Raw genomic sequence first — 23129 nt, 5'->3', positions numbered from 1 at the left:
TTTTCAAACGCCCGGTCTTCGTCGCCAAGTTTGTCACAACGGAGTGCGGCGGTAGGAAAACCGCCGCTCCACCGGCGACAGGAAAGTCGCCGCTTGTTACGGACCCGCGGTGAAACGGCGCGTCTCCAGGGACTCTCCGTAGACCTCTTCCCCGGGACCGTAGCCTCCTCCCACGGCGCCGGTTACGTATTGGTAGTCCAGGATGAAGGTCATGACGTCCGCCATTTCCTGTCGAGAGATGGTCTCCTCCAACCCCTCCGGCATCAGGGACTGCCCGGTGGCCCGGATCTCCTGGATGTCCCTCCTCAGCAGCGTGTTCTGCAACTCCTCGCTCTCCACCAGGGTGATGCTGGCCGCCGTCTCCTGGGCCATGAGGCCGGTGTAGAGACGCCCCTTCCGGTCGGTCACCACGTAGTTGGTGAATTGAGGCTCCACCATCCGGTTCGGGTCCAGGATGCTGGTCAGGAGCGTCTCCCGGTCCTGGTAGCCCGCCACGATGAGATTCGGCCCGACCACGTGCCGCGTGGTGCCCACCTGGTGGCACTTGATGCACTCGCGGCGGTAGACCTTCTCGCCGCGCACCCGGTCCCCCGGCAGCGTCAAGGCGGCCTCGTAGCTGGCCACCACCTCCTGCCGGTCGCCGGGCGCGGCAGATTCGAAGAGTGCCAGGGACCGGTCGCGGATCCCCCGGTCGTCGTGGTTCATCAGCAGGTCGCGGCGCTTGGCGTCAATCTGGTGGACCGGAACCTCCTCCGACTCGATGGCCTCCAGCAGGGAGCGGGTCCATTCCGGGCGGGAAAACACTCCCGACAGGACCCCGCCTCGAACCTTGGGCGTCTGCGCGCCCCACGACTCCAGCAGGAGCGGAGCGATCTCAGGGTCGTCATAGCCGGCCAGCGCCCCGATGGCGGCCAACTGCAGCGCCTGGGATTGCAAGGGGTCGATCAGGTTCGCCAGCGTCTCCTTGACCTCTCCCAGAGCGGCGTGCCGGAGCAGTCCGATGGCCGCCAGCCGTTTCTGTTCCGGTTGTTCCGCGTCGGCGGCCGCCGCAAGAGATCCCTCCAGGTGGTTGCGGATCATGCGGGCGGCTGCGGGGTGGAGATTCTTGAGTCCGGTGAAGGTCCGTCCGTTGATGGACAGTCCCTCGGCCAGGCTGGTGACGATGGCCAACTGCAGCTCCGGCCGGGAGGTCAGCGCCTCGTGGCTGGCGGCGGCGCGGGTCAGGCGGCGGAGTTCCGAGGCGACGCCGCGGCCTCCCACGGTCCGGGCCAACGGAGGCAGCCACTGCTCCGCCAGCGGTTCCTGCTGGAACTCGTCCAATGCCACAAGCTCCGTGAAGAGGCGGTCGGCCAGGCGGGTGCTGGAACTGAGCACCGAGTTGCGGATCCAGCGGTCTCCGCCGTCGCTGCGGGCGATCTTCAAAAGGGCCGGGAGAACCCGCCGGTCGCCGATCACTCCCAGAGCCAGAGCCACCCTCATTCGCACCCGGGGATTCTCGTCCCCGGCCAGCTCCAGGATCTTCCGAAAGAGCCGTCCGGAGCGCTTCATCCGGAGCTCCGCGTGCGGCACGGCGTGTTCCCGGACCCCGGGCGAGGAATCGGACAACGCCTTCGCCACGTCCGCGTTTTTCAGAGCGCCCAAGCCGTGCAGCGACCAGAGGGCGTGCATCCGGGCCAGGGGGTGTTCGCTCTCGGTCAAGAGCCGGCGCAGGAGCGGCACCGCGGATTTGTCCTGACGCTCGTAGATGAGCCGGTGCGCCGTCTCCCGCCACCAGCCGCCGGGATGCTCCAGGTGTCCCACCAGCTCCTGGATGCTCGCTTCTCCCAGACGGGGCGCCGGCGGCACCTTGAAGTCGAGGGGCGCCACCCGGTAGATCCGTCCGTGTTCGGACCCTCGGGAGAAATCCAGATGCGCGAGGACCCGCTCCGGGACGTGGCCGTGCTCCACCAGCTCCCGGCACATGTCCAGCACGTAGAGGGTACCGTCGGGGGCGTTGACCGAGTTGATGGGGCGGAACCAGTTGTGGCTGGAGCGGAGGAATTCCTTGCCCTCGGGTTCGCCTCGCACTCCCTTGAAGGTGACCCCATCCGGTTCCAGAATCCGGCGATGCAGCAGATTGGCGGTGGCGGCTCCGGTGAAGATGTTGCCCCGGTATTCCTCCGGATAGGCGTGCCCGGTGTAGGCCTTTACCCCTGCCCAGGCGGCGGCAAACTCCTGGTAGTTTTCCCGGCCGCCCTCCTCGACGCGGGTGATCCGTCCGGCGAAAATCCGCCGGGCCTCCCGAACCTTGCGCCATCGTTCGATGGGGCTGGCGCGGTAGATGGGGAGCCGTCCCTGGGTCAGCGGGTTGACCTCCATGGAACCCGTGGTCAGGAACCCGTGCAGGTCGAAAAAGAGGTAGGGATTCCGCTCCAGGTATCCGTGCGGCATGACCACGTGCCGGCCGAAGGACCCCGCCCGGCAGACGTAGCGGTTGAACCACTCGTCGAAGGTGTACCCGAACTGGAAGGTCTGGGTGGTGAGCTCCATCTCCAGGCTCACCGGACTGAATCGGAAGTCCCGGTTGTAGACGGAAACCGGCTCCGCGTCCGGCTGGCCTCCGGGGCGGATGTAGCCCCCGTTGCCGCCGGTGGAGGCGTAGATCTTATGGTCCACGCCCCACATGATGTTGTTGACCATCTGCTGCTCGTTGGTGACGCCGAACCCGGTGTAAATCTGCTTGCGGACGTCGGCCTTGCCGTCGCCGTCCGTGTCCTTGAAATAGAGGATGTCCGGCGCCGCCGAGACGAAGAGCCCCCCTTTCCAGACCGCCACGCCGGTGGGCCAGACCAGCTTGTCCGCGAACACCTGCGCCGTTTCGAAGGCGCCGTCGCCGTCCCGGTCCTCCAACATCCGGATCCGGCCCGTGCCCTCCTCACCCGGCCGCGGCTGGCGTGGATAGCCGTAGAATTCGGCCACGTACATGCGGCCGTTCTCGTCGAAGGTGGCGGCCAGGGGTTCCACCACCTGAGGTTCGTGGGCCACCAGTTCCACGCGAAAGCCATCGGCCACCTCGAGGGCTTTCAGGGATGCGGCCGGATCCAGCGGAGGGATCGGTTTCAGGTACTCTCGGAGCTGGTCCGGATTTCTGGAGATGTCGGTGATCCGCCGCCACTCTTCCGTTTCCTCATCCGGTCCGCTCGCGCAGGCGAGAGGCAGCAGAAGAAGAGCGGTCAGCAACAGAATCGCTCGGAGCCGGCTCCGGTGTTCGAATTGCCGAGTCCTGATCGCAGCCCGTTGAATGCGCGGAAACCAAGTTCGTCTCATGACGATCATGATGCGCCGGATGGTCCAGGGCTGCAAGCGCGGCAGCGAGTCGTGAATCGATCCCGGCCTCGAATGGGTCATCTCATTCGAAGCCGGCGCCCTGTCGGACTCCGAGCCATAATAGTTTTGGCAGGAGGAAACCGGTGGTTTCACCGTAGACCGGAGGAATCGAGAAATGTCGGAACATCACGCGACAGTGGAATGGGAAAGGGGCGCAGTCGAATTCGATTACCGGTCCTACTCCCGCGATCACATTTGGAAGTTCGAGGGCGGCGTTCGGGTCAGTGCGTCGTCGGCGCCCGAGTACCTGGGAAACGCGAACCGGGTCGATCCCGAAAAGGCATACGTTGCGGCACTCGCGAGCTGTCACATGCTCACGTTTCTCGCGATCGCGGCTCGCAAGCGGCTGGTCGTGGATCGCTACCGGGATGCGGCGGTGGGGTTCCTGGAGAAGAACGCGGATGGAAAGTTGGCCGTGACCCGTGTGGTCCTGCGTCCCGAGGTCTCATTCGTTTCCGGTCCGCCATCGCCCGAGGGACTGGAGAAGATCCACGAACTTGCACACAAGGAGTGTTTCATCGCCAACTCCGTCCGCACTTCGGTAACGGTCGAAGCTGGCTGGGGGAGCTGACCAAGCCGAGGATGGCGTTTACGAGTCGCTTGGCTTGGCCATGCCGTAGCCGATTTGGCGTTCGTTGAAGATGTAGGAAGGCTTGGCGGCATCATCGCCCAGCTTGCGGCGGAGATTCTTGACTACGGAGCGGATCGGCCGGAGGTCCTCGGAGCGCCGCTGGCCCCACACGTGGCGGAACAACGAATCGTACGTTACGACACCTCCCGCGTTGACCGAGAGCAACCGAAGCATCTCGTATTCGGTGGCCGTCAGCCTCAACTGCCGATCGGCCAGGGTCACCCGGCGTTCCTCGTAGTCGATGACCAGGTCCGCCAGCCGGAACGGCGCCTGCGGCTCGTCGTTTCGGCGCAAGGCCGCCCGGACTCTCGCGACCAGTTCGGTCCGCGAGAAGGGCTTGACGATGTAGTCGGCGGCCCCGTTGTCGAGGGCCCGGGGGATCGTCTCGTCCCTTCCGTAACCGGAGATGAAGATGACCGGTCGATCGGCCAACTCGGGAACGGACTCCATAAGCTCGATGCCATCGGTTCCGGGCAGCATCAAATCCAGCAGGACCAACTGGGGCCTCGCCGTCCTGATCAAGTCGGGCACCTCCCGCGGATCCCCCGTCACGTGCGAGGAATAACCGGCCGCCGCGAGCGTGTCTCGCACATACCGGAGCATCTGCGGATCGTCGTCCACGACCAGGATGGACGCTGACTCCCGGCCCGGGCGGGACGGACGGGAAACTCCCCGGCCGGAGCGGGGCGCGTCGCCGGCCGCGGGTTCTTCCGCCACTGGAATCGTGAAGGTAAACCGCGAACCCAGCCCTACGCCGTCACTCTCGGCCTGGATCCGTCCCCCGTGAGCCTCCACCAGGCCCTTGCAGATGGCCAGCCCCAGACCGGATCCCCGGATCCCGCCGTCCCCCAGACGCACATGCTTGCGGAACAGGTGCGGCAGCAGGTCCGGCGGCACCCCCCGGCCTTCGTCCGAGACCGAAATCGCCACATGAACACCGTTCTGTACCGCTCCGATCCGGATAGGGGAGGACTCGGGCGAGTACCGGGCGGCATTGGACAAGAGGTTGTTCAGGATCTGGACGATGCGCTGCCGGTCGGCCATCACCTGGGGCAGGTCCAGGGGCAGGTCGATGTGGACGGTATGCCGGCCGCCGCCGCTCAAGAAGGTGCCCCTGGCCTTGTCCACGAGTCTGGCCATGTCCGAAGGTTCGGGGGAGACCGACAGCGTGCCCGTCTCGATATGCCCGGCATCCAGCAGGTCGCTGATCACTCCGAGCATGTGATCGGCCTGTTCGTTGATGATGCGGAAGAACTGGCGCATCTCGGCCGGGGGCAAAGTGGCGCCGAGCACGGCGGCGGCGGAGCCCTTGATCGAGGTCAGCGGGGCCCGCAACTCGTGGCTTACCAAGCCCAGAAACTCCGCTCGCAATCGCTCTGTCTCCTTCAGCGACTCCAGATCCTGCAGGGTGACCACCATGGACTCGATCGTGCCGTCCTCGGATCGGATCGGCGTCGCGTTGACCAATGTCGTGAGGCTTCGGCCATCGGGGACATGGAGGACGATTTCCTCGGCCCGGATCGGAGCGGTGTCGCTCAGCGTCTGCGCCAGTGGGAGTTTCTCCAGGGAAACCTCCTGCCCGTCGGCGCGCCGGCACTTGATGATCTCCAGCAGTTGGTCGAATGGGCAGCCCGGCGTGCGCAGGCCCTCCACAAGCCGCTTTGCCTCCCGATTGAACGAGACCGGCTTTATCGATTTGGCGTCAAAGACCACGACACCCACCGGTGACGTGTTGATCAGGGCCTCCAGGTCGGCCCTGGCCCGCTGCTCGTCCCGGTAGGTTCGGGCGTTGGCGATGGCCACTGCCGCCTGAGATGCGAACAGCACGAGAATCTCTTCGTCCTCGCTCGTAAATTTCCGTCTGCCTTTTCCACCGATGAGGAAGAAGTTGCCGACATGGACGCCGCGATGGCGTATCGGGGTGCCCTGGACGGCCTTCGCCCACGGAAGCAGGTCGAAGGAAAAGCCCAGCGTACGGACAAAGGCGTTCGCGTCCCGCAACCTCACCGCTCCCGGGAGGTTCCGAAAGTACTCGAAGAGGCGCGGTCCGTCGGACCATTGCGACAACTTGCGATGTTCGTCCGAAGTCAAGCCGGAAGAGACGAAGTCCTCGATCTGCCCCGAGTCGTCGACGGTCGCGATCAAGCCGCAGTCAGCTCCCGTCAACTCCCGGGCGCCTTGCACAATTTCGCGCAGCACGGTGTCGACATCGAGGCTTGCAGTGATGCGAACGCTGGCCGCGGTGAGCTGGGAGATGTTGTTCCGCAGCCGTTCTATCTCTTGTCTGAGTTCCTCGGGATTCCTCAATTGCCAAACCTCACCGAATCAAAAAGCGACACCCGATTCAGCGGTGGCAATAGTCGGCTTGGAGCAGGAAGCGGGCTCAAGAAGTATCGGGCCTCATCAGCACTCAATATATCCCCATGCTGGAAGAAGTCACCATATCTTCACCAAATAATCACCAGATTCGATGCTGGTCTCACCCTGAAATCACTCTTGGTTTCTGAATTCGCTTGCGACCTGCCGATCCTCAGGTTGGGTGTTCGGCTACGATTGACCCTATAGTCCGTGGTGAGGCCCCGACGCCTCCGGGTCGGGCGAAGTCTTCCAAGATCTCCCGGCCTCGCTATGCGCTTCGCGTTCTCACCCGAGGGCCGTGTTGCAGTTCTCATCCCCGATGGATAAGAAAGCGGACGCATGTTCGATCCGCGGTCCTTCCAGACCGCCCCCGGAAAGAGCGAGGCCCATCAGGCCCGGCCCGGCGTATCGGCACGCCATGCCCCGCACGGCCTCCCGGCTGAACCCGAAGCGCCGGTAATAGGAAGGATCGCCAAGCACGACGACTGCCGCCCAGCCCTCCGTCCTTGCCCGGACAAGTCCGTCCTCGATCATCCTGGCGGCGATTCCCCGGCGGCGGCGGTTTGCCGCTACGGCGACCGGCGCCAGGGAAAGCGCTCCATCCGGCGCGCGCAGTCGAGAGAATAGGGCATGGCCGATGACTTCCGACGCCGCCACGGCGACCAGCGAGAACATGACATCGCCGTCCCTGCGGAGTTGCTCGACGAGCCTGGCTTCCCAGGACGTGGGGAAAGCGGCCAGCAGCAGCCTTGCGATGCCCTCCCGGTCGCCGTCTGTTTCCGGGCGGATGAGAAAATCGGTCATGGCGCTGGAATTATTGCGGTCGGAGAGAGAGGGTGACCGTCCCCTTTTCCAACTCCGCGTTATTGATGCTCGAGTAGCGAAAGCAACGGTCCCCTTCGCCCCATGTATCGTGTAGGCGGCATCATTTCAGAAATCCGGTCGGGGGACCATCCACCACCCCGTGCTCTGAAACAATAAGGAGGCCAACGATGAAGTCATTCCGGATCCCAGCCGTGTCTCTGATCTTGGGCGGACTGATCTCCCTGCCGGCGCATGCGGAGGTGATCCCAGGACGGTGGGAGATGGTCCCGGTCTTGGAAATGGCGTCCCCCATCACGGTGGAACTGAAAAACGGGGATCGAATTGTGGGCCGGTTCCGGGGGCTGTTCGCTTCAGGCCGTTTCCGGGCCGATCCGTTTTCCCGTCGCGGCATCGAAGAAAAAGAGTTGTTCCGGGTTGACGGAAACGGAAACGATCTCTCCGGCCCGGATCGAGGAGTCGGGAGCCGCGGCGACGCTAAGCCGCTGTCCTCCGTTGGCAGAGCCGTAGATGAATCTCTGGCCTCCCCGGTTTTCCACCAACTCGGTCCGCAGCCGGATGTGCCCGGCGGGGGAGATTCGCGCCGCCTCGGGACGGAAGCCGAGGACGACGGGTAAGTTCTCTTCACGGGCCGGCTGGCCCTGGTTCAGGTGGGGCGGGGTCACGGAGAATTCACCCCGGAAGTGCCAGGCGCCGTCTTCATGCAACAGATCCCCGGGGAAGAGATTCATGGGCGGGGAGCCTACGAACCCGGCCACGAACAGGTTTGCGGGTTTGCCGTAAATCTCCTCCGGCGTTCCCGTCTGCTGCAGCGTCCCGTCCTTCATCACGGCGATCACGTCCGCCAGCATCATCGCCTCCACCTGGTCGTGGGTGACCAGGATGAAGGTGCCGTTCAATTGCCTTTGCAGCTTCAATAGCTCGACTCGGGTCTCGGTCCGAAGCTGAGCATCCAGGTTGGACAGTGGTTCATCCAGCAGGAACACCGCCGGCTCGCGCACGATGGCCCGGCCCAGCGCCACCCGTTGCTTCTGGCCCCCCGAAAGCTGGTTCGGGTAGCGTTCCAAAAACTCTTCCAATCCCAGGAGCCGGGCCGCGGTCCGGACCCGGTCCCGGATCTCGGCGGCGGGTACGCGGCGCATTTTCAAGCCGAATCCCATGTTTTGAGCGACGCTCATGTGGGGGTAGAGGGCATAGGACTGGAACACCATGGCCAGATCCCGCTTTTGGGGAGGGAGGTGGTTGACAACCTCGCCGCCGATGAGAATCTCGCCCTGGTCCGGTTCCTCCAGCCCCGCGATGAGGCGCAGCGTCGTGGATTTTCCACAGCCGGAAGGCCCCAGGAGGACCGCGAATTGCCCGTGCTCCACTTGCAGCGTCAGGTCCGACACCGCAAGTACGCTTCCCGGGAAGGTCTTGGTGACCCCCTTGAGTCCGACGTCAGCCAAGGGTCGAGCCCTCCTTCATCCCTTCACTCCCGACCTCAGGAATCCCGACACCAGGTAACGCTGAAAGAACCCGAAGAGGAGGACGCTGGGAAGACTGACGATGGAGGATGCGGCCATCAGTTGGGCCCAGGTCGACTCGCCCAGGAACCGCCCGGTGAAGTAGGCGTGCACACCCACCGGGGCAGTATACGCCGCGGCTTCGTCCATGATCACCAGCGCGAACAGGAAGTCGTTCCAGGAAAGGATGAAGGCATAGGAACCTGCGGCCAGCAGACCCGGGATCGACAGGGGGAGGACGATGTGCCGGAGGACCTGAAGCAGGTTGGCTCCGTCCACGTACCCCGCCTCCTCCAGGTCGGGGGGAATGGACCGGTAGAAGTCGCGCAGGACCCAGGTCGCCAAGGGGATGGTGAAGGTGGCGTGGACCAGGATCAGGCCGGCGTAGGAGTTGTTCAGGTCCAGTTTCACCAGGATCAGAAAAAGCGGCACCACGATGATGATCGACGGCACGGCGTAGCTGATCATGCTGAACCACTGCACGGCAGCCTTGCCGCGAAATTGGAGACGGCTCAGGGCGAAGGCCGCCGGCGCCGAAACCAGCAGCGACAACACGGTTGTCGAAGCCGCCACCAGCAGGCTGTTCCCCACCCAACTGAAGAGATCGGTTCGGCCCAGAGCCAGGCGATAGCTGGAGAGGTCCAGGCTTCGCGGCAGGGCGTCTCGTAAATCCAACGTCAGGAAGTTTTGGGGGTCCCGGAACGACGAGAGAACGATCCAGAGGAACGGGAAGAGGATCGCCAGAGTCGCGGCCAGCGCCAGGAGCGCCAACATTCGGGACCGCCGCCGTGCGAACGAGGTGGGTTTGATCGGGTGTCCGGCATCCGAGTCGAAGACTTTTCGGGGAACCGTGCCCATCAGGTTTTCCTCGCCTCCCTGTCGAGCGAACTCCACCCCAGCACGGCCAGCGCCAGCAGGCCGGCAGCGAAGATCGAAACGCCCGCCACCGCCGCCCGGGCCGTATCCAGAGCCTTGAACTCCTGGTAGTAGAGCAGCAGGGGAAGCGTCGTGGTCTTACCCGCCGGTCCGCCGCCGGTCAGCAGGAAGGTGATGTCGAAGAGGGAAAAGTTGTAGATGCCCGAGAGCACCGCCGCCAGGGCGATGGAGGGCTTGAGATGGGGCAGGATCACATGGGTGAACTGAGCCATGCGGCCGGCGCCGTCCACCCGGGCCGCTTCCATCAGTTCGGGCGGGAGCGATTGGAGAGCGGACAGAATGATGATGAAGACCAACGGCAGGCCTTTCCAGGCGTGCGCGATGGTCACGCTGGGCAGCGCCAGCGCCGGAGAACCCAGAAACGCGATGGGAGCCTCCAGCAGCCCGAGTTCGAGTCCCAACTGGTTGAAAAGCCCGTAGTTGGTGTTGGCCAGCCACAGGAACGCGGCGGCCACGGCAATGGTGGGAACCGCCCACGGCAGCATCAGCGCCGTCCGGCAGAACCCGCGGGCCGGGATCGCCTGATTGAGCAGGATCGCTGCCGGAATGGCGATGACGAGTTCCAGAAGAACCGACCCCACGCCGATGTAGAGGCTGTGCTTGAAGGCTTCAAAGAACGCGGGGTCCAGGATCCAGCGGTAACCGGCCAGAGTCGGACCCGTACCTGCTTCGGGCGAGAGACTCCACCACACCGCCGTGACGAAGGGGAACACGACCCCCAGCGCCAGCAACAGCATGGCGGGAATCGTCAGAACCACCCCGGCGATCTGTACGTAGACGCTGTGCTTCAAGTCTGCAGCCCGCATCCGGGATCCGAAACTCAGGCAAGTGCTTTCCGCAGCACCGAGGCGGCCCATTCCAGGACCTCCTCGGGACTCTGGTCGAAGACCACCAGCCGGTCTCCGATCTGTTTTTCGATATCGGTGGCGATCAGGACCCTGGAGTGCCGGGAAGGCCCGAAATACCCCGTGGAGACAATCCCGGTCTCCTGCGAGATCCGGCCCACTTCCAGGTACTCTCTCACCGCCGCGATCCGGGGGTGATTCAGGTACCGGTCGGTCCAGGCGTCCTCGAGCATGGGAACCCATCCCACCACGGTCCGGGTCAGAAACTCCTGGAAGTTTTCCGGCTCCAGAAGGAAACCGATCATGTCCTTGGCGAGTTCGGGTTGCCTCGACCGGGCCGGCAGCGCGAGCGCATTGAAATCGAGGGACGCCCCCCTGGCCCCGGGTTGGATGGGGTAGGCGAACGCCCCCTGGCGGGTCAGGTCCTCGGGGCCGAAGTCGGCGGCGAAACTGGTGGTCGTGAACATGTGGGCGACTCGGCCGTCCAGCATCAGCTCCCGGCTCTCCAGGTCGCCCTGGGCCATGGACCCGGGCGGGGAATATTTCCCCAGCTTCTTGTAGAAGGCCCAGGCCCTCAGGGTTTCGGGCCGGTCCAAAGCCAGGTTGTCCTCGGCGTCGAAGAAGTAGGCGCCATGGGTCCACATGGCCGTCTTGAGATTGAAGGTGTCGGCGATGTATTGGTTCGTCAACAGATAGCCGTAACGGCCGGGCGGATCGTGCAGGGCGGCGACGTTTTCCAGCAGCTCCTCGTGCGTCTCGGGGGGACGGAGTCCCTTCGCGGCGTAGAGGTCCTTTCGGCAGTAGACGAAGAACGGGAAGCCGACGAAGGGAACGGAGTAGTAGGTCCCCTCCACCCGGATTCCGTCCAGAACCTGCCGCGGATAGCGGTCCGGACCGATCCGGGACATGAGGTCGTTGAGAGGGCGGACCAGACCTTCGAGGCCGTAGGCGTAGAGGTTCTGATTGTAGGTCCAGAGGATGTCCGGGACGTTGGTCCCGGCGCGGTGCGCGGCCTTCAGCTTGACCGTGTCCTCATCGTAGGGGACCGTGAGTTGTTCCACCCGTAGCTGAGGATTGGCGGCCATGAAGGCGTCATGCCACCACCTCTCCGAGGCCAGCGCCGCGTCCCGGGTGTCCGGACTCCAGGTTCGGAGGGTGAGACGGTCCGGGCCGCCGCCGGGCGCACCGCCCGGTCCGCAACTGCCCACGAACGGGAACGCCGCCGGCGTTCCCGCGATCATGGCCCCTCGTCTGAGCAGTTCGCGCCGTGAAATTCGCAGGCTGGACCCCATTCCCGGTCCTCCAGTGAGGCGGGCCGTTTCTTGGTTCACCAGTATTGCAGATCGGAATCCCCCAAGCCGGGAAATTGGAGCGAGGCTTACAGCCGCCGAACTCCCAGAGTACGACCGACCTCCCAATGGAGTGGCGGACAGCGGGCGCGGGCAACCGAAACACGGTCGTTTTCCCTTTTTCAGGCATTTTTCAGGCATTGTTTACTGTAAACAGACAATTCCGGCCCATATTTTACTATTCATAATAAATCACGTCGATTCCTTCTTTTTTCTTTCCTCCTTCCTCCATGTAGACTCCTGACCAATGTGACCGTCCGCATTGTGCGGCGGCGTTCGTAAGCCCAACCCCTCCCGGGCGAGTCTGAAAGCAGGTGTTTGAAATGTTCGGTGACTCCGCCCATATCGTTTTCGGCATTGCCCTCATCTCTCTGGGCGCCTTCATTGACGGCGGGCTCGGACTGGGCCTGAAGTGGATTCGGGTCTGGCGATGGGAACACCTCTGGATGGTCTACTCCGTCATCTCCTTCTGCTTCATGCCCTGGATCCTGAGCTTCGTGACGGTCAACGATCTCATGGGCGTCCTGGCGGCGGCATCCGGACTCGATATCTTCCGGGTCTTCATCTTCGGTTTCGGTTTCGGATTCGGCGCTGTTTTTTTCGGCCTCGCTTTGAAGATGGCGGGCATGGGGCTCAGTTACGCTATTGCCACCGGATTGGGGGCGGCGGTCGGATCCATATCCCCCCTGGTGCTGCTCCACCGGGAACAACTCTTCACCATGCAGGGACGGATCATCATGGGCGGGGTATTGGTGGCGGTGGTGGGAGTCGTGTTCTGTTCCTGGGCCGGCCACCTCAAGGACAAATCAGCGGCCCCGGCGGAGGCCGCCTCGGCGAGCGGAGAGGTCAAGCAGTGGCGGCTCGACATTCACGTCAAGTACGGCGTGATCGCCGCCGTTCTTTCGGGTCTCCTCAATCCCATGATCAATCTGAGTTTCGCCTATGGGGCTCCTCTGGCCGAGCTGGCCGAGCAGCGGGGCACGCTCCCCTTTCTGGCCCTCAACGTGATCTGGGCCATCGGGATGACGGCCGGCTCGCTGGTCAACGCCGCCTACTGCGCCTACGTCATCACCAGGAAGAAGACCTGGGGTCTGTTCCTGCCTCCCTCCCGGGACTATGTCATCGGCCTGGGCATGGGGTTGCTGGGACCCATGGGGCTGCTGCTCTACGGGGTCGGCACCTGGAAAATCGGCAATCTAGGCGAAGTGATCGGATTCCCCATGCTCTCCTCTATGGGAATCCTGAGCGCCAATCTCTGGGGGGCGGTCAGCGGAGAATGGGCCGGCAGCGGTAGAAGACCGCTGGGGTTCATGGCCATTGCCGTCGTGATTCTGATCTCCGCGATGTTCATCCTGGGGTGGAGCGGCCACTTGGCCGAAGCCTGGGAACGCTCGTAGAGTGGATGCGGCAGGAGGCTAGACGCCGCCCGACGCCAGCTTCCGTTCCAGGAAGAGTTCCTCCACTTCGCTGATGGGGTGTTCCAGGATCTCCCGCCGGCACTGGTTCAGGACCGGGCAGCCGGCCAACTGCTCCAGGTTCCAGTCGCGGACCAGCTCGCCGGCCTTGATCCGGGCCAGCATCTGCCGCATACGCTCCCGAACGTCTTCGGTGACCACGTCGCCGGTCTTGGTCAGCGCCAGGTAGGTGGCGGTGGGCGATCCGAAGGCGACCGCCTGGCCGAAGGGCATTCGGCAGATGGACTCGGTGAGGAATTGAATTTCGTAGAAGGTCTCGCCGTAGGCCTTCTCGGCCGAAAAGCCTGCTTCCACCAGGACTTCGAAGGCGGTCAGGAGGTACTTGATCATGCCGCTCAGGCCCGCGGTCTCGGCGAAGAGATTGACGGCGACCTCGTCTCCGAAGGTGGTTTCGGTGGCCCCGAAGCGCAGGATGCCGATCCCCATGGAGACGGCCAGGGCCAGATCGTGGGCTTGTCCCGTCACGTCCTGATAAACGCCGAAGTGACCGAAGATTCCCTGACCCCGGGCGTAGCGCTCACGGACGATGGCGCCCACGCAGGTGGGAACGGACAGAATCACGTCCAGGAAGTCGGGCGGTGTGATGAGCCCGAAATGCACGGCGTATCCGCTGGCGAAGACCAGGGTGTGGTCCGGGGTCAGATGCGGTCCGATATCGGTTTTGAAGACGGCAGGCTGCACCTCGTCAGGAATCAGCATCAGGATCACCCGGCCGCGCTGAACGGCGTCGGGGATGGGGACGACTTCGAACCCGTCGCCCCGGGCCTGTTCCGCGAAACGGTCTTCGACGTTTCCGATGATGACGTCGAGACCCTGGTCCCTCATGTTCTGGGCCTGGGCGTGCCCCTGGCTACCGTAGCCGAGGACCGCGATCGGGAGGTCCTTGATCAGACCGAGATCGGCGTCCTCTTCGGTGTAGAAACGATCCCGTTTCAGCGTGCCTTTCGCTTCTGCCATTGTGCTAACCTTCCTGAACGAAATGGAATTGAGGAGTGACGAGCCGCGGTCATTCACGACCCCTGTTCGAAACCTTTTCCACATTAGACGCCCGCCGGTGGGGGATGTCAATGTGAGCGCGGAGGGGCTGGAATGAAGATCGTCGGCTACGGCGACCGGCTCAGCGTCCAGCAGGGCGAGACGGTCCGGTTCATGGTCAGTTGCCGGACGGACGCCTATCGGGCCGGGATCGTGCGCCTGATTCACGGCGACGACAACCCCAAGGGGCCGGGCGTCAAGTCCGAGCCGGTGGCGGCTCCGGCGAACGGCCGATACCCGGGCCGGGTCCAGCCGTTCCATCGCGGATCGTATCTCGTGGTCCCCGATCCGTCGGTCCTCGATTTTACCGGCGGGTTCACGTTTCAGGCCTGGATCCGTCCCACGATGCCGGAAAAAGCGGGGCAGGGGATCCTGACCCAGTGGTCCGAATCGGATCATGCCGGTTACGGCCTGTTCCTGGACGGGGACCGGGGTCTGAGCCTGTGGTTCGGCGACGGCGACGGCCGGGTGGAGAAGTTTCGGACCGGGACACCGCTGACGGCATCGCAATGGTACTTCGTGGCGGCCACGTGGGATGCCGCGGAAAGGAGCGTTCGGCTGTACCAGGAACCTGTCACCACGTGGCCGCTGGACCGGTCGGGAGCGGTGGCGTCCGCTACCGCCGGGAGGGCAGGCATCGTTGCCCGTCCGTTCCCGCTCCTGATGGGCGCCTGCTGGAAACGGCCGGACGGATCACGGGCTCAGGTGGCCGGGCATTTCAACGGCAAGATCGACGGTCCCTGCCTCTACGGGCGGGCGCTGGAGTCCGCCGACGTCGAGGGCCTCAAAGGGGGAGCGGCGCCCGGCGACGTGGATGAGGCCTTGCTGGCGGCATGGGATTTCTCACTCGGCCCGTCCGGACGAAAGGTCATCGACACGGGTCCGCACGGCCTGCACGGACAGACCGTCAACCTGCCGGCGAGAGCCGTGACCGGCCACAACTGGACCGGCAACGAGGTCGATTTCAAGGCGGCGCCCGGAGAGTACGGCGCCATCCACTTCCATGACGACGATCTGGAAGATGCCGGGTGGGAGGTCGACTTCGAATTTGAGGTGCCTTCCGACCTCCGCAGCGGGGTCTACGCCGCCCGGCTGACCGCCTCGGACGCCGAGGACCACATCCCCTTCTTCGTCCGGCCCCGACGAGGCACCGCCACCGCCGACATCGCCTTCCTGGCGCCCACCTTCAGCTATCTCGCCTACGCCAACCAGAAGTTCAACAATCCGGATCGTATGGCAGTCAAGGGCCTGGAGCCCGGCTCGTCGCGGCCCCAGGACCAGTTCATCGTCAATGAACGGCTCCACAGCCTGTACGACCTGCATACCGACGGCAGTTGCGCCCATTACTCCTCGCGCCTCAAGCCCATCGTCAACATGAGGCCGGAGCACCGCCTGCCCCCGCTCTCGCTGGGCGCGGGTTCTCCCCATCAGCTCAGCGGAGACCTCCACCTGGTGGACTGGCTGGAGGCCAATTCCTACCGCTATGACGTGATCACCGACGAGGATCTGCATCACGAAGGGGTCGAACTCCTCTCTCCCTACCGGGTGGTTCTCACCGGCAGCCACCCCGAATACTGGACCCGGCAGATGATCGCCGGTCTTCAGGCGTACCAGGCCCGCGGCGGACGATTCATGTACCTGGGCGGAAACGGCTTCTACTGGGTGACGGCGGTCGATCCCGAACGGCCCCACGTCATCGAAGTGAGGCGCTGGGGCGGCAGCAGGAGCTGCGAGGCCGAACACGGGCAGTACTACCACAGTACGACGGGTGAGCTGGGGGGTCTCTGGCGCTATCAGAATCGGGGGCCGCAGAAGCTGGTGGGTGTGGGAATGACGTCGCAGGGAGCGGGATCGGGCCGTCCCTATCGGCGGCGGACCGGAAGTTTCGATCCCCGGGCCGCCTTCATCTTCGAGGGGATCGGCGAGGACGACCTGATCGGAGACTTCGAGTCATTGGCTTTCCGGTACGGCGCCGCCGGCTTCGAGCTGGACCGATTCGACCTCGCCCTGGGCAGTCCGGCCCACGCCCTGGTGCTGGCCTCCTCCTTCGGTCACTCGGATGGGTACGAGTGTGTGATGGAGGACCTCCAGAATCTGACCGGCCCCCTGTTCGGCGACAAGAGCCCGCTGATCCGGTCGGACATGGTCTATTTCGAAGGACCCCGGGGCGGAGCCGTCTTCTCGGTGGGTTCGATCGCCTGGTGCGGCAGCCTTTCCTACAACGGTTACGACAACGCGGTTTCGCGCATCACCGGCAACGTGCTGCGCCGGTTCGCCTCCGACGAGCCGCTGTGAGTGGTGGATTGAACGAAAAAGTTCTGCGGGATCATCGCGCCTCCCGGTGAGGAACGTGGCTTATGAGACTTTCAGGCAAACGGGCTGTGGTGACGGGTGGTTCGCGCGGAATCGGATTCGCCGTGGCGCGGGCTCTGGTTCACGCCGGTGCCGGGGTGATGATCTGTGCCCGGAACGGCGCAGCCGTCGAAACGGCCGTCGACGCCCTCCGGAGCAGCGGCGCGGGACCGGTCCTGGGACGGTCCTGTGACGTCAGGGACCCGGAGCAGGTCCGGGCGCTCATCCGATACTGCGTTTCCCGGATGGGCCGGATCGACATCCTGATCAACAACGCCGCCGCCGTGCGCGCCTTCAAGAGCGTGGAGGAGATGCCCGTAGAAGAGTGGCGGACCACCATCGGCACCAATCTGGACGGTGTCTTCTACGGCTGCCACTTCGCGGTCCCGGAAATGAAGAAGACCGGGGGCGGGTTCATCATCAACATCAGCAGCCTCGCCGGCAAGAATGCCTTCGCCGGAGGATCGGCCTACAACGCCTCCAAGTTCGGACTGACGGGACTGAGCGAAGCCCTGATGGAGGAGGTCCGGCACGACGACATCCGCGTCGCCTACATCATGCCGGGCAGCGTCAACACCCGTTCGCGGTCATCGGGGGACGGGAGCGGAGACGCCTGGAAGATGGCTCCGGAGGACGTGGCGGAGGTCGTTGTCAGCACCTTGACCCAACACCCGCGGTGTCTGGTGAGCCGGGTCGAGATGCGGCCGTCGAAACCCAGGAAGAAGTGATTCCGCCGCGGCCGGCGGCCTGCCGGCTCTCGCGACCAACCCGGTCAGGTCAGAAAGTCCTTCAGGGCATTCGTGTCGAGCGTCCGCGTCAGCCGGAAGACGCCGGCCGGACCGGCCGGGTAGCCCATGTAGACGAAGACATGCTGGACGCCGCGGCTGGAATCGATGATGGAGGCCCCCGGATGGAGTCCGTCGATCCGGCCCAGCACGTCGCAACGTGCGAAAAGCGCACAGTCGAATCGCCACCGAGTGCTTCCTGAGAAGAAATCCGCCGGGTCGATGCTCCAGATGTTCAGGGACATCTTCCCCGGATAGGGACGGTCCGGTCCGCTGCCGGCCCGCGCCGGAACCACGGCCTCGATCCTTTCCGTGACCGGATTGAAATCGATATCGAGCGTATCCTGGCGTCCCCGCCTGCCTGCCACTCGGATACCGGAGTGCTTCGACTTGAGAGGATGCCAACCGCTCTCCGACCAGAGTTGGGCGTAGACCGAGGTGTCCGTCCGAGCGTCGTAGGAGGCGGGATCGTAGCTGCGGCAGACGATGGCGAGCCGGTTTTCGTGGAGCAGTGCGACCGGCTCGGCCGGCCGGACGAAGGTGGGAAGCGATTGCGCCTCCTCGGCCCAGGTGCGTCCGCCGTCCCGGGAATAGCGGAAGTGGATCTTGTCGTGGATACGGACACTTTTGCCGTCGGTGTCCGGTGGATGTGGCCCCTCATTGTACTGTTCGGTCACCAGGTTGGAGTGCCCCGCCACGACCAGTCCGTAGTCCGGGTGTTCGAACAGGCGCGGGCCGACATAGACCACTGGACCCGATGTGGTGTCCTCCCGCATCGCGCGGGAAAAATGCACCCAGGTCCTGCCCTGGTCGTCGCTACGAAATACCCCGTGGTCGCTCACCAAGACCACTCCGCCGTCGGACGCCGTCCCGATGGCATTCAGATGGATTTTGTAGCCCAGGGTCGGATCCTGGTCGCGGGCGAACTTGTAGCGGTGGGCCAGTGGAATGTGTCCTCCCCGGAAACGGTCTTCCCGGGTCATCACCTGGCGCAGGTCGAAGGGTTCGGTCCAGGTCTTCCCCTCATCCGTCGACCGCACCATCATGGTGTAGCTGTGCCGGTCGTCGGTGCGCTCCAGCCCCTTCCAATGGCCCGGAATCCGGCGGTGCACCACGATGATGGCGTCGCCTGCCTGGGTGGCCACCGGCCAACCGAAATGGTTGTTGAGGGCGCCGGGATCGGGAGGGAGACTGACGGGAGCGAGCTCCATCAGTCCCCGCCTACGGCCTTCCTCCAGTTGGGCCGATTGCCGGGGAGACATGCAGAGCAGGTGCTCCACCGTCGATTCGCCGGCGGGGACCGAGCCGGCGCTCCGGATCGCGGAGCAACTCACCGTCCCTTGCGCTGCCAGCCGGAGAAACCGGCGCCGGGAAATCATGCGGGAACTCCTCTTGCGGGAAATGGCCAGTGGCCACGATAATGGAAGACAACAAGACCCACGGCAAGGCCTGCGCGTGGATTCCTGCATGCGCTCTTCCGGGCGGAAAGGTTGAATCATGGCGATCGCGAGACTCTCGGACGATCAGGTGGACAGTTATCGGCGCGAGGGTTACCTGTTGCTGCCCGAGTTCTTCGGCGCGGACGACATGGCGGCAGTCGATGGGGCGATTCGGGAAGTCACGGAAGCGGCGCTGGCGAGCGGCGACTGGAGCGATGTCCTGGAGTTGGAGCCCGAACTGCAGGATGGACGTCCGGTGCCGCGACGGATCTATGAACCACACGAACGGCACGAGACCTTTCGCCGCCTTGGATCCGACGCGCGCCTGCTGGATTGCCTGGAGCCGCTGATCGGCCCCAACATTGCGGCCCAATACAGCAAGATCAACATGAAACCGGCCCGGGTGGGATCGGTGGTCAAGTGGCACCAGGACATGGCCTACTTCCCCTCCACCAATGACGATCAGGTGGCGGTGTTGATCTACGTCGACGACGCTACGGAGGAGAACGGCTGCCTCCAGGTGTTGCCGCGGCACCACACCCACTTCTTCGACCACACCGGAGCCGACGGCCAGTTTGCGGGCATGGTCACCGAGGATCTCAGCGATGGCCGCTTCGGCCGGCCGGTTTCCTTGGCCGGTCCTTCCGGAAGCGTCATCCTCCTGCACTGCATCGCCCCCCATGCCTCGCTTCCCAACCGGTCCGAGCACCCCCGCCGGACCCTGATCTACGGGTACCAGGCCGCAGACTGCTATCCGATCTACTTCGGAGAGATGACGTCGTACGGGATGACCGGCCAGGTGTTGCGCGGCAGGCCGTCCCGATTCGCCCGGTTCGGCGGACCGCCGCCGCTGATTCCCCACTACGACGGCATGTGGAAATCGCTCTACCAACTGCAGGAGGAGGCCAAGGTCGAATGAGTTGGTCCCCATTCCGGCGCACGGATCCCTCTTGGACCCGCCGGACCCGAATCCGCCCGGGTTTGTCGACCACCCGGTCCGGGGAGTAAACTGTTGTCAACCTTGCGAGAGATGGTGAACCGCCTGATCCGCCTCCTGCCCGTCGGTCTGGTCTTCTTCGGTACGGTGTCTTTTGCCTCTCCCTCAGCCGGTCAGGACGCCCGGGCCGAGGAAAAGGCGGATCCGTTCGCCCAGTGGCTGAATCGGGACGTGGTCTACATCATCTCGCCGGAAGAGAAAGCCGTCTTCTCCAAGTTGACCAGCACCGAAGAGAAGGAGAGTTTCATCGAGCAGTTCTGGCGCCGCCGCGACTCCGATCCCTCCACCGCCTTCAACGAGTTCAAGACCGAGCACTATCGCCGCATCGCGTACTCCAACGAGCGGTATCACAGCGGCGGCATCCCGGGATGGAAGTCGGACCGGGGCCGGATCTACATCGCCCTGGGCCCTCCCACCTCGGTGGATCGCTACGGCGCCGGACAGACCTACTACCGGGACATCGACGAGGGGGGCGGGACCACCGCCGTCTATCCCATGGAGAAGTGGTACTACAACCACGTGGAGGACATCGGGAGCGGAATCGAGATCGAATTCGTGGACAAGACCATGACCGGAGAGTACCGGATGGCTCTGAGGCCGGAGGAGAAGGATGCCCTCCTCTACATGGACGGGGCGGGCCTCACCCTGTTCGAGCGAATGGGCCTCGACACCCGGGCCGGACGGATCCGCGCCATGGACCCGATGCGGTCGGTGGGCGGGGAATTCGATGCGGTTCACAAGCATGCGGAGAATCCGTTCCTCCGGCTGGATCGGTTCTTCCGGCTCCAGCAGGCGCCCCGGATCCAGTTCAATGACCTCAAGGCCGCGGTCGCCACCAACATTACCTACGACGAGCTGCCGATCTTCGCCGCCAACTCCTACACCCGGCTGACCGCCGAATCGTTCATGGTTCCCATCACCGTTTTTCTGCCCCTGAACGAACTGGCCTATGAGGCTCCGTCCGCCGGCGCCGCACCTCGGGCGACGGTGCAGCTTTACGGTTCGGTAAAGAGCATGGGAGGCCGGATCGTCAGCGAGTTCGAGGAGACGATTTACGACGACCAACGGGTCTCGGCCGCGGAGGTGAAGGGACGGAAATCCTTCCAGAAGGTCCTCCCGCTGGCCCCCGGCATCTACAAGCTCGATCTGATCGCCAAGGACCTGGGGAGCCAGAAGATCGGCCACCTGCAACAGCGGCTGGTGTTGCCGGTGTCGGTGCCCGAGGGGCTCTCCCTCTCGTCTCTGGTGCTCTCGGACACGATCGTTCCGGCCAAGGGGGCAACCCTGCCCAGCCCCTTCGTCACGGTTCTGGGTTGGAAGGTGTACCCGGTGCAGGGCCGGCGATTTCATACGGGGGACCGGCTGGGGGTCTACTTCGAGGTCTACAGCTTCGAAGTCGATCAGAGCCGAGACCTGGCGGATCTCGACATTTCGGCGACCATCGTCAATTCCAGAGGCGAAGAGCTCATCGACGGGCCTGCCACGCACCTCTTTTCGCGCTTCAGCGACCGGGTGGCGGCCGCTCTGGTTTTCCCGCTGGAGGGCATCGAAAGCGGGGACTACACGCTTCTACTGAAGGTCGAGGACAAGATCCAGCAACGAGACGTTCGGGACAGGGTCCGGTTCAAAGTCGTTCCCGCCGACTCCTGACTCCTGGTTCGGGGGGGCGAAGGAATCTTCAGCCGGTTCGCCTCGGAGGTGCGAATGACGACGGAGGAGAGAATCCGCCGCTTGAAGACGGACGGGTTCTGTGTGATCGAAGGGGTCATCCCCGACGACAAGGTCGATCAGGTCCGGCAAAGCGTGGTGGAGGCCCAGGCCCGGCGCCATGGGGAAGCCGAAGCCGAGTTGGCGGCGACGCGGTCCCGGGGTCACCGGGTCGGGGTCATGGGTGTCGCCAATCTCCGGCAGGTGATCAACGAGACCCAGGCTTTCGCCCCCTACTTGGCCGACCGGCGGATCCTGGATTTGGCGGAAGCCTTCTTCGGTCCGTGGGTCCGGATCTCCTGCACCGACTGTGTGATCAACAATCCGGGAAACGGGCGCGGCTATCTGCACGCGGACTGGCCCTACAATCGAACCAACGCCTCTCACGTTCGCGCCCCCTATCCCGACGTCATGATGCACATCTCGACGATTTGGATGCTTTCCCCCTTCAGCGCTGAGACGGGCGGCACGCTCGTGGTGCCCGGAAGTCACCGGACCTCCAGCAACCCGGCCGGCGGCGGAAACTCCGTCCCTGAAGACGACCCCTACCCGACCGAGATGAACGTCTGCGGTCCCGCCGGCAGCGTGTTCGTGAGCGACAGCCGGCTCTGGCATGCGGTCGCTCCCAATCGGAGCCGGGAGCCCAGGATCGCCATCCTGATTCGCTACGCTCCCTGGTGGCTCAATCTGAATCCCACCATGATCGGCACGCCGGAGCACACCGCCATGGTGGTGGAGACGGGCGGCAAGAACTACGAGTTGCCGCCGGTTCGAAAGAGCGTCTACGAATCCCTGCCGGAAGACGTGAAGCCGCTCTACCGGTTCTGGGTGAAATAACGCGCGAAACGGCGGTTGTCACCCGGTCGAATCCACGGGCCACCGGCCAGACAGGATTCGGCGGTGTTTGATGTCCGTCGACTCCAGAGTGTAGACCCAGGCGAGTTCGCGGCATCCGGACGCCGAAGTCACCACCAACACGCGGCGGTAGAGGCTCCGGCCATCCGGACGGAAGCCTTCCAGCCGGTCGATGGCCGGCAACCGGGATTCCGGGTCGTCGAAGGTGAGAAGTTCCCCGTACACTGTTCCCCAGTCCCCCGTTTTGGCGCCTCCCGGAACCGGGCGGGGATACTTTCCGGCCCCGTCGGCAAGGCGCGTTTGCGTGGCCACGTCGGCGAGGGGGTCCGCAGTTCCGCAGGCCAGAACATCCTCGCCGGGCACCTCGAGAACCGGGAAGCCGGGTCCGTCGTAGAGCCGGCCGCGAACTTGCGCCTCCCCAATCTCCAGCGCTCCCCGGCAGAATTGGTTGTGGTTTCGGCAGCCTCGCTTGAGAGTGCCATAGACGAAGAGTTTCAACATTCCGGATGGACTCTCCTCCTGGGATTTTCGGATTCTGCGATTTGTTTCGAGAGTTGTCCATCGGTCACCGAAAAACTCCATGAGGCTGGAGTCACGCGGGGCTGAACCGAAAATGTCCCCTGGTCTTGACAATGGTCTCCGGGCGCAACCACAATGTTCTCAACTCTTTTT

Annotated in this window: 17 protein-coding genes; 7 read left to right on the top strand and 10 right to left on the bottom strand. The window is 64.2% G+C overall.

The annotated features are described in order from the left end of the window. Positions 1 to 96: 96 nt before the first annotated feature. A complete protein-coding gene (locus tag OXT71_19305; GenBank protein ID MDE2928537.1) occupies positions 97 to 3387 on the bottom strand; it encodes a HEAT repeat domain-containing protein in 3291 nt (1096 codons plus the stop codon). Positions 3388 to 3481: 94 nt separating this feature from the next. Here OXT71_19305 and OXT71_19300 point away from each other — a divergent pair, with 94 nt between their 5' ends. Continuing rightward, entirely contained in the window at positions 3482 to 3937 is a 456-nt protein-coding gene (locus OXT71_19300; protein MDE2928536.1) for an OsmC family protein, read from the top strand. An 18-nt stretch (positions 3938 to 3955) separates the two neighbouring features. On the opposite strand, the gene OXT71_19295 is transcribed toward OXT71_19300, so the two are convergent. The 6 genes from OXT71_19295 to OXT71_19270 all read right to left on the bottom strand — a co-directional run bounded on the left by OXT71_19295 (position 3956) and on the right by OXT71_19270 (position 11704). Continuing rightward, positions 3956 to 6304: a response regulator gene (locus OXT71_19295; protein MDE2928535.1), complete on the bottom strand. Its 2349-nt coding sequence runs from the start codon at positions 6302 to 6304 to the stop codon at positions 3956 to 3958. Positions 6305 to 6640: 336 nt separating this feature from the next. After that, positions 6641 to 7159, bottom strand: a complete 519-nt coding sequence (locus OXT71_19290; GenBank protein MDE2928534.1) for an N-acetyltransferase — start codon at positions 7157 to 7159, stop codon at positions 6641 to 6643. Positions 7160 to 7530: 371 nt separating this feature from the next. Then, positions 7531 to 8625, bottom strand: coding sequence for a sn-glycerol-3-phosphate ABC transporter ATP-binding protein UgpC (gene ugpC / locus OXT71_19285; GenBank protein MDE2928533.1), 1095 nt, complete (start codon positions 8623 to 8625; stop codon positions 7531 to 7533). 15 nt (positions 8626 to 8640) lie between these two features. Further along, the gene (locus OXT71_19280; protein MDE2928532.1) at positions 8641 to 9540 is read right to left on the bottom strand and encodes a carbohydrate ABC transporter permease; all 900 of its coding nucleotides are present in this window, start codon (positions 9538 to 9540) and stop codon (positions 8641 to 8643) included. Then, entirely contained in the window at positions 9540 to 10424 is an 885-nt protein-coding gene (locus tag OXT71_19275; protein MDE2928531.1) for a sugar ABC transporter permease, read from the bottom strand. Before OXT71_19275 ends, OXT71_19280 begins: the two co-directional genes overlap by 1 nt. Positions 10425 to 10438: 14 nt before the next feature. Continuing rightward, on the bottom strand, positions 10439 to 11704 hold the full coding sequence (locus OXT71_19270) for an extracellular solute-binding protein (GenBank protein ID MDE2928530.1): 1266 nt from the start codon (positions 11702 to 11704) through the stop codon (positions 10439 to 10441). 431 nt (positions 11705 to 12135) lie between these two features. On the opposite strand from OXT71_19270, the gene OXT71_19265 reads away from it, so the two are divergent. Next, complete coding sequence (locus OXT71_19265) at positions 12136 to 13209, top strand: hypothetical protein (GenBank protein ID MDE2928529.1); 1074 nt, start codon at positions 12136 to 12138, stop codon at positions 13207 to 13209. A gap of 18 nt (positions 13210 to 13227) precedes the next feature. Here OXT71_19265 and ilvC read toward each other — a convergent pair whose 3' ends face one another. Further along, a complete protein-coding gene (ilvC, locus tag OXT71_19260) occupies positions 13228 to 14244 on the bottom strand; it encodes a ketol-acid reductoisomerase (protein MDE2928528.1) in 1017 nt (338 codons plus the stop codon). Between the two features lie 132 nt (positions 14245 to 14376). Here ilvC and OXT71_19255 point away from each other — a divergent pair, with 132 nt between their 5' ends. Together OXT71_19255 and OXT71_19250 are read left to right on the top strand one after the other, a co-directional pair. After that, complete coding sequence (locus tag OXT71_19255) at positions 14377 to 16617, top strand: LamG domain-containing protein (protein MDE2928527.1); 2241 nt, start codon at positions 14377 to 14379, stop codon at positions 16615 to 16617. Positions 16618 to 16679: 62 nt separating this feature from the next. Further along, complete coding sequence (locus OXT71_19250) at positions 16680 to 17402, top strand: SDR family oxidoreductase (GenBank protein ID MDE2928526.1); 723 nt, start codon at positions 16680 to 16682, stop codon at positions 17400 to 17402. A 44-nt stretch (positions 17403 to 17446) separates the two neighbouring features. Here the strand turns inward: OXT71_19250 and OXT71_19245 are convergent, their stop codons facing one another. Further along, entirely contained in the window at positions 17447 to 18838 is a 1392-nt protein-coding gene (locus tag OXT71_19245) for a sialidase family protein (GenBank protein ID MDE2928525.1), read from the bottom strand. A gap of 118 nt (positions 18839 to 18956) precedes the next feature. On the opposite strand from OXT71_19245, the gene OXT71_19240 reads away from it, so the two are divergent. The 3 genes from OXT71_19240 to OXT71_19230 all read left to right on the top strand — a co-directional run bounded on the left by OXT71_19240 (position 18957) and on the right by OXT71_19230 (position 22439). After that, positions 18957 to 19817, top strand: coding sequence for a phytanoyl-CoA dioxygenase family protein (locus OXT71_19240; GenBank protein ID MDE2928524.1), 861 nt, complete (start codon positions 18957 to 18959; stop codon positions 19815 to 19817). Between the two features lie 93 nt (positions 19818 to 19910). Continuing rightward, the gene (locus OXT71_19235) at positions 19911 to 21545 is read left to right on the top strand and encodes a GWxTD domain-containing protein (protein MDE2928523.1); all 1635 of its coding nucleotides are present in this window, start codon (positions 19911 to 19913) and stop codon (positions 21543 to 21545) included. A 54-nt stretch (positions 21546 to 21599) separates the two neighbouring features. Beyond that, on the top strand, positions 21600 to 22439 hold the full coding sequence (locus OXT71_19230; protein MDE2928522.1) for a phytanoyl-CoA dioxygenase family protein: 840 nt from the start codon (positions 21600 to 21602) through the stop codon (positions 22437 to 22439). Positions 22440 to 22457: 18 nt separating this feature from the next. On the opposite strand, the gene OXT71_19225 is transcribed toward OXT71_19230, so the two are convergent. Next, complete coding sequence (locus OXT71_19225) at positions 22458 to 22958, bottom strand: gamma-glutamylcyclotransferase (GenBank protein ID MDE2928521.1); 501 nt, start codon at positions 22956 to 22958, stop codon at positions 22458 to 22460. Between the last annotated feature and the right edge of the window lie 171 nt (positions 22959 to 23129).

It is taken from the genome of Acidobacteriota bacterium, assembly GCA_028874215.1.
Classification (GTDB): Bacteria; Acidobacteriota; UBA6911; order RPQK01; family JAJDTT01; genus JAJDTT01.
Note: the sequence above shows the minus strand (reverse complement) of the source record. Positions and strands in the feature narration are given on the sequence as shown.

Excerpts from the sequence above, each read along its gene's own strand:
- OXT71_19290 (MDE2928534.1), bottom strand. The coding sequence starts at position 7,159 with ATGACCGATTTTCTCATCCGCCCGGAAACAGACGGCGACCGGGAGGGC.
- OXT71_19265 (MDE2928529.1), top strand. The coding sequence starts at position 12,136 with ATGTTCGGTGACTCCGCCCATATCGTTTTCGGCATTGCCCTCATCTCT.
- OXT71_19270 (MDE2928530.1), bottom strand. The coding sequence starts at position 11,704 with ATGATCGCGGGAACGCCGGCGGCGTTCCCGTTCGTGGGCAGTTGCGGA.
- OXT71_19225 (MDE2928521.1), bottom strand. The coding sequence starts at position 22,958 with ATGTTGAAACTCTTCGTCTATGGCACTCTCAAGCGAGGCTGCCGAAAC.
- OXT71_19230 (MDE2928522.1), top strand. The coding sequence starts at position 21,600 with ATGACGACGGAGGAGAGAATCCGCCGCTTGAAGACGGACGGGTTCTGT.
- OXT71_19255 (MDE2928527.1), top strand. The coding sequence starts at position 14,377 with ATGAAGATCGTCGGCTACGGCGACCGGCTCAGCGTCCAGCAGGGCGAG.
- OXT71_19300 (MDE2928536.1), top strand. The coding sequence starts at position 3,482 with ATGTCGGAACATCACGCGACAGTGGAATGGGAAAGGGGCGCAGTCGAA.
- OXT71_19305 (MDE2928537.1), bottom strand. The coding sequence starts at position 3,387 with ATGACCCATTCGAGGCCGGGATCGATTCACGACTCGCTGCCGCGCTTG.
- OXT71_19245 (MDE2928525.1), bottom strand. The coding sequence starts at position 18,838 with ATGATTTCCCGGCGCCGGTTTCTCCGGCTGGCAGCGCAAGGGACGGTG.
- OXT71_19280 (MDE2928532.1), bottom strand. The coding sequence starts at position 9,540 with ATGGGCACGGTTCCCCGAAAAGTCTTCGACTCGGATGCCGGACACCCG.
- OXT71_19240 (MDE2928524.1), top strand. The coding sequence starts at position 18,957 with ATGGCGATCGCGAGACTCTCGGACGATCAGGTGGACAGTTATCGGCGC.
- OXT71_19275 (MDE2928531.1), bottom strand. The coding sequence starts at position 10,424 with ATGCGGGCTGCAGACTTGAAGCACAGCGTCTACGTACAGATCGCCGGG.
- ilvC (MDE2928528.1), bottom strand. The coding sequence starts at position 14,244 with ATGGCAGAAGCGAAAGGCACGCTGAAACGGGATCGTTTCTACACCGAA.
- OXT71_19250 (MDE2928526.1), top strand. The coding sequence starts at position 16,680 with ATGAGACTTTCAGGCAAACGGGCTGTGGTGACGGGTGGTTCGCGCGGA.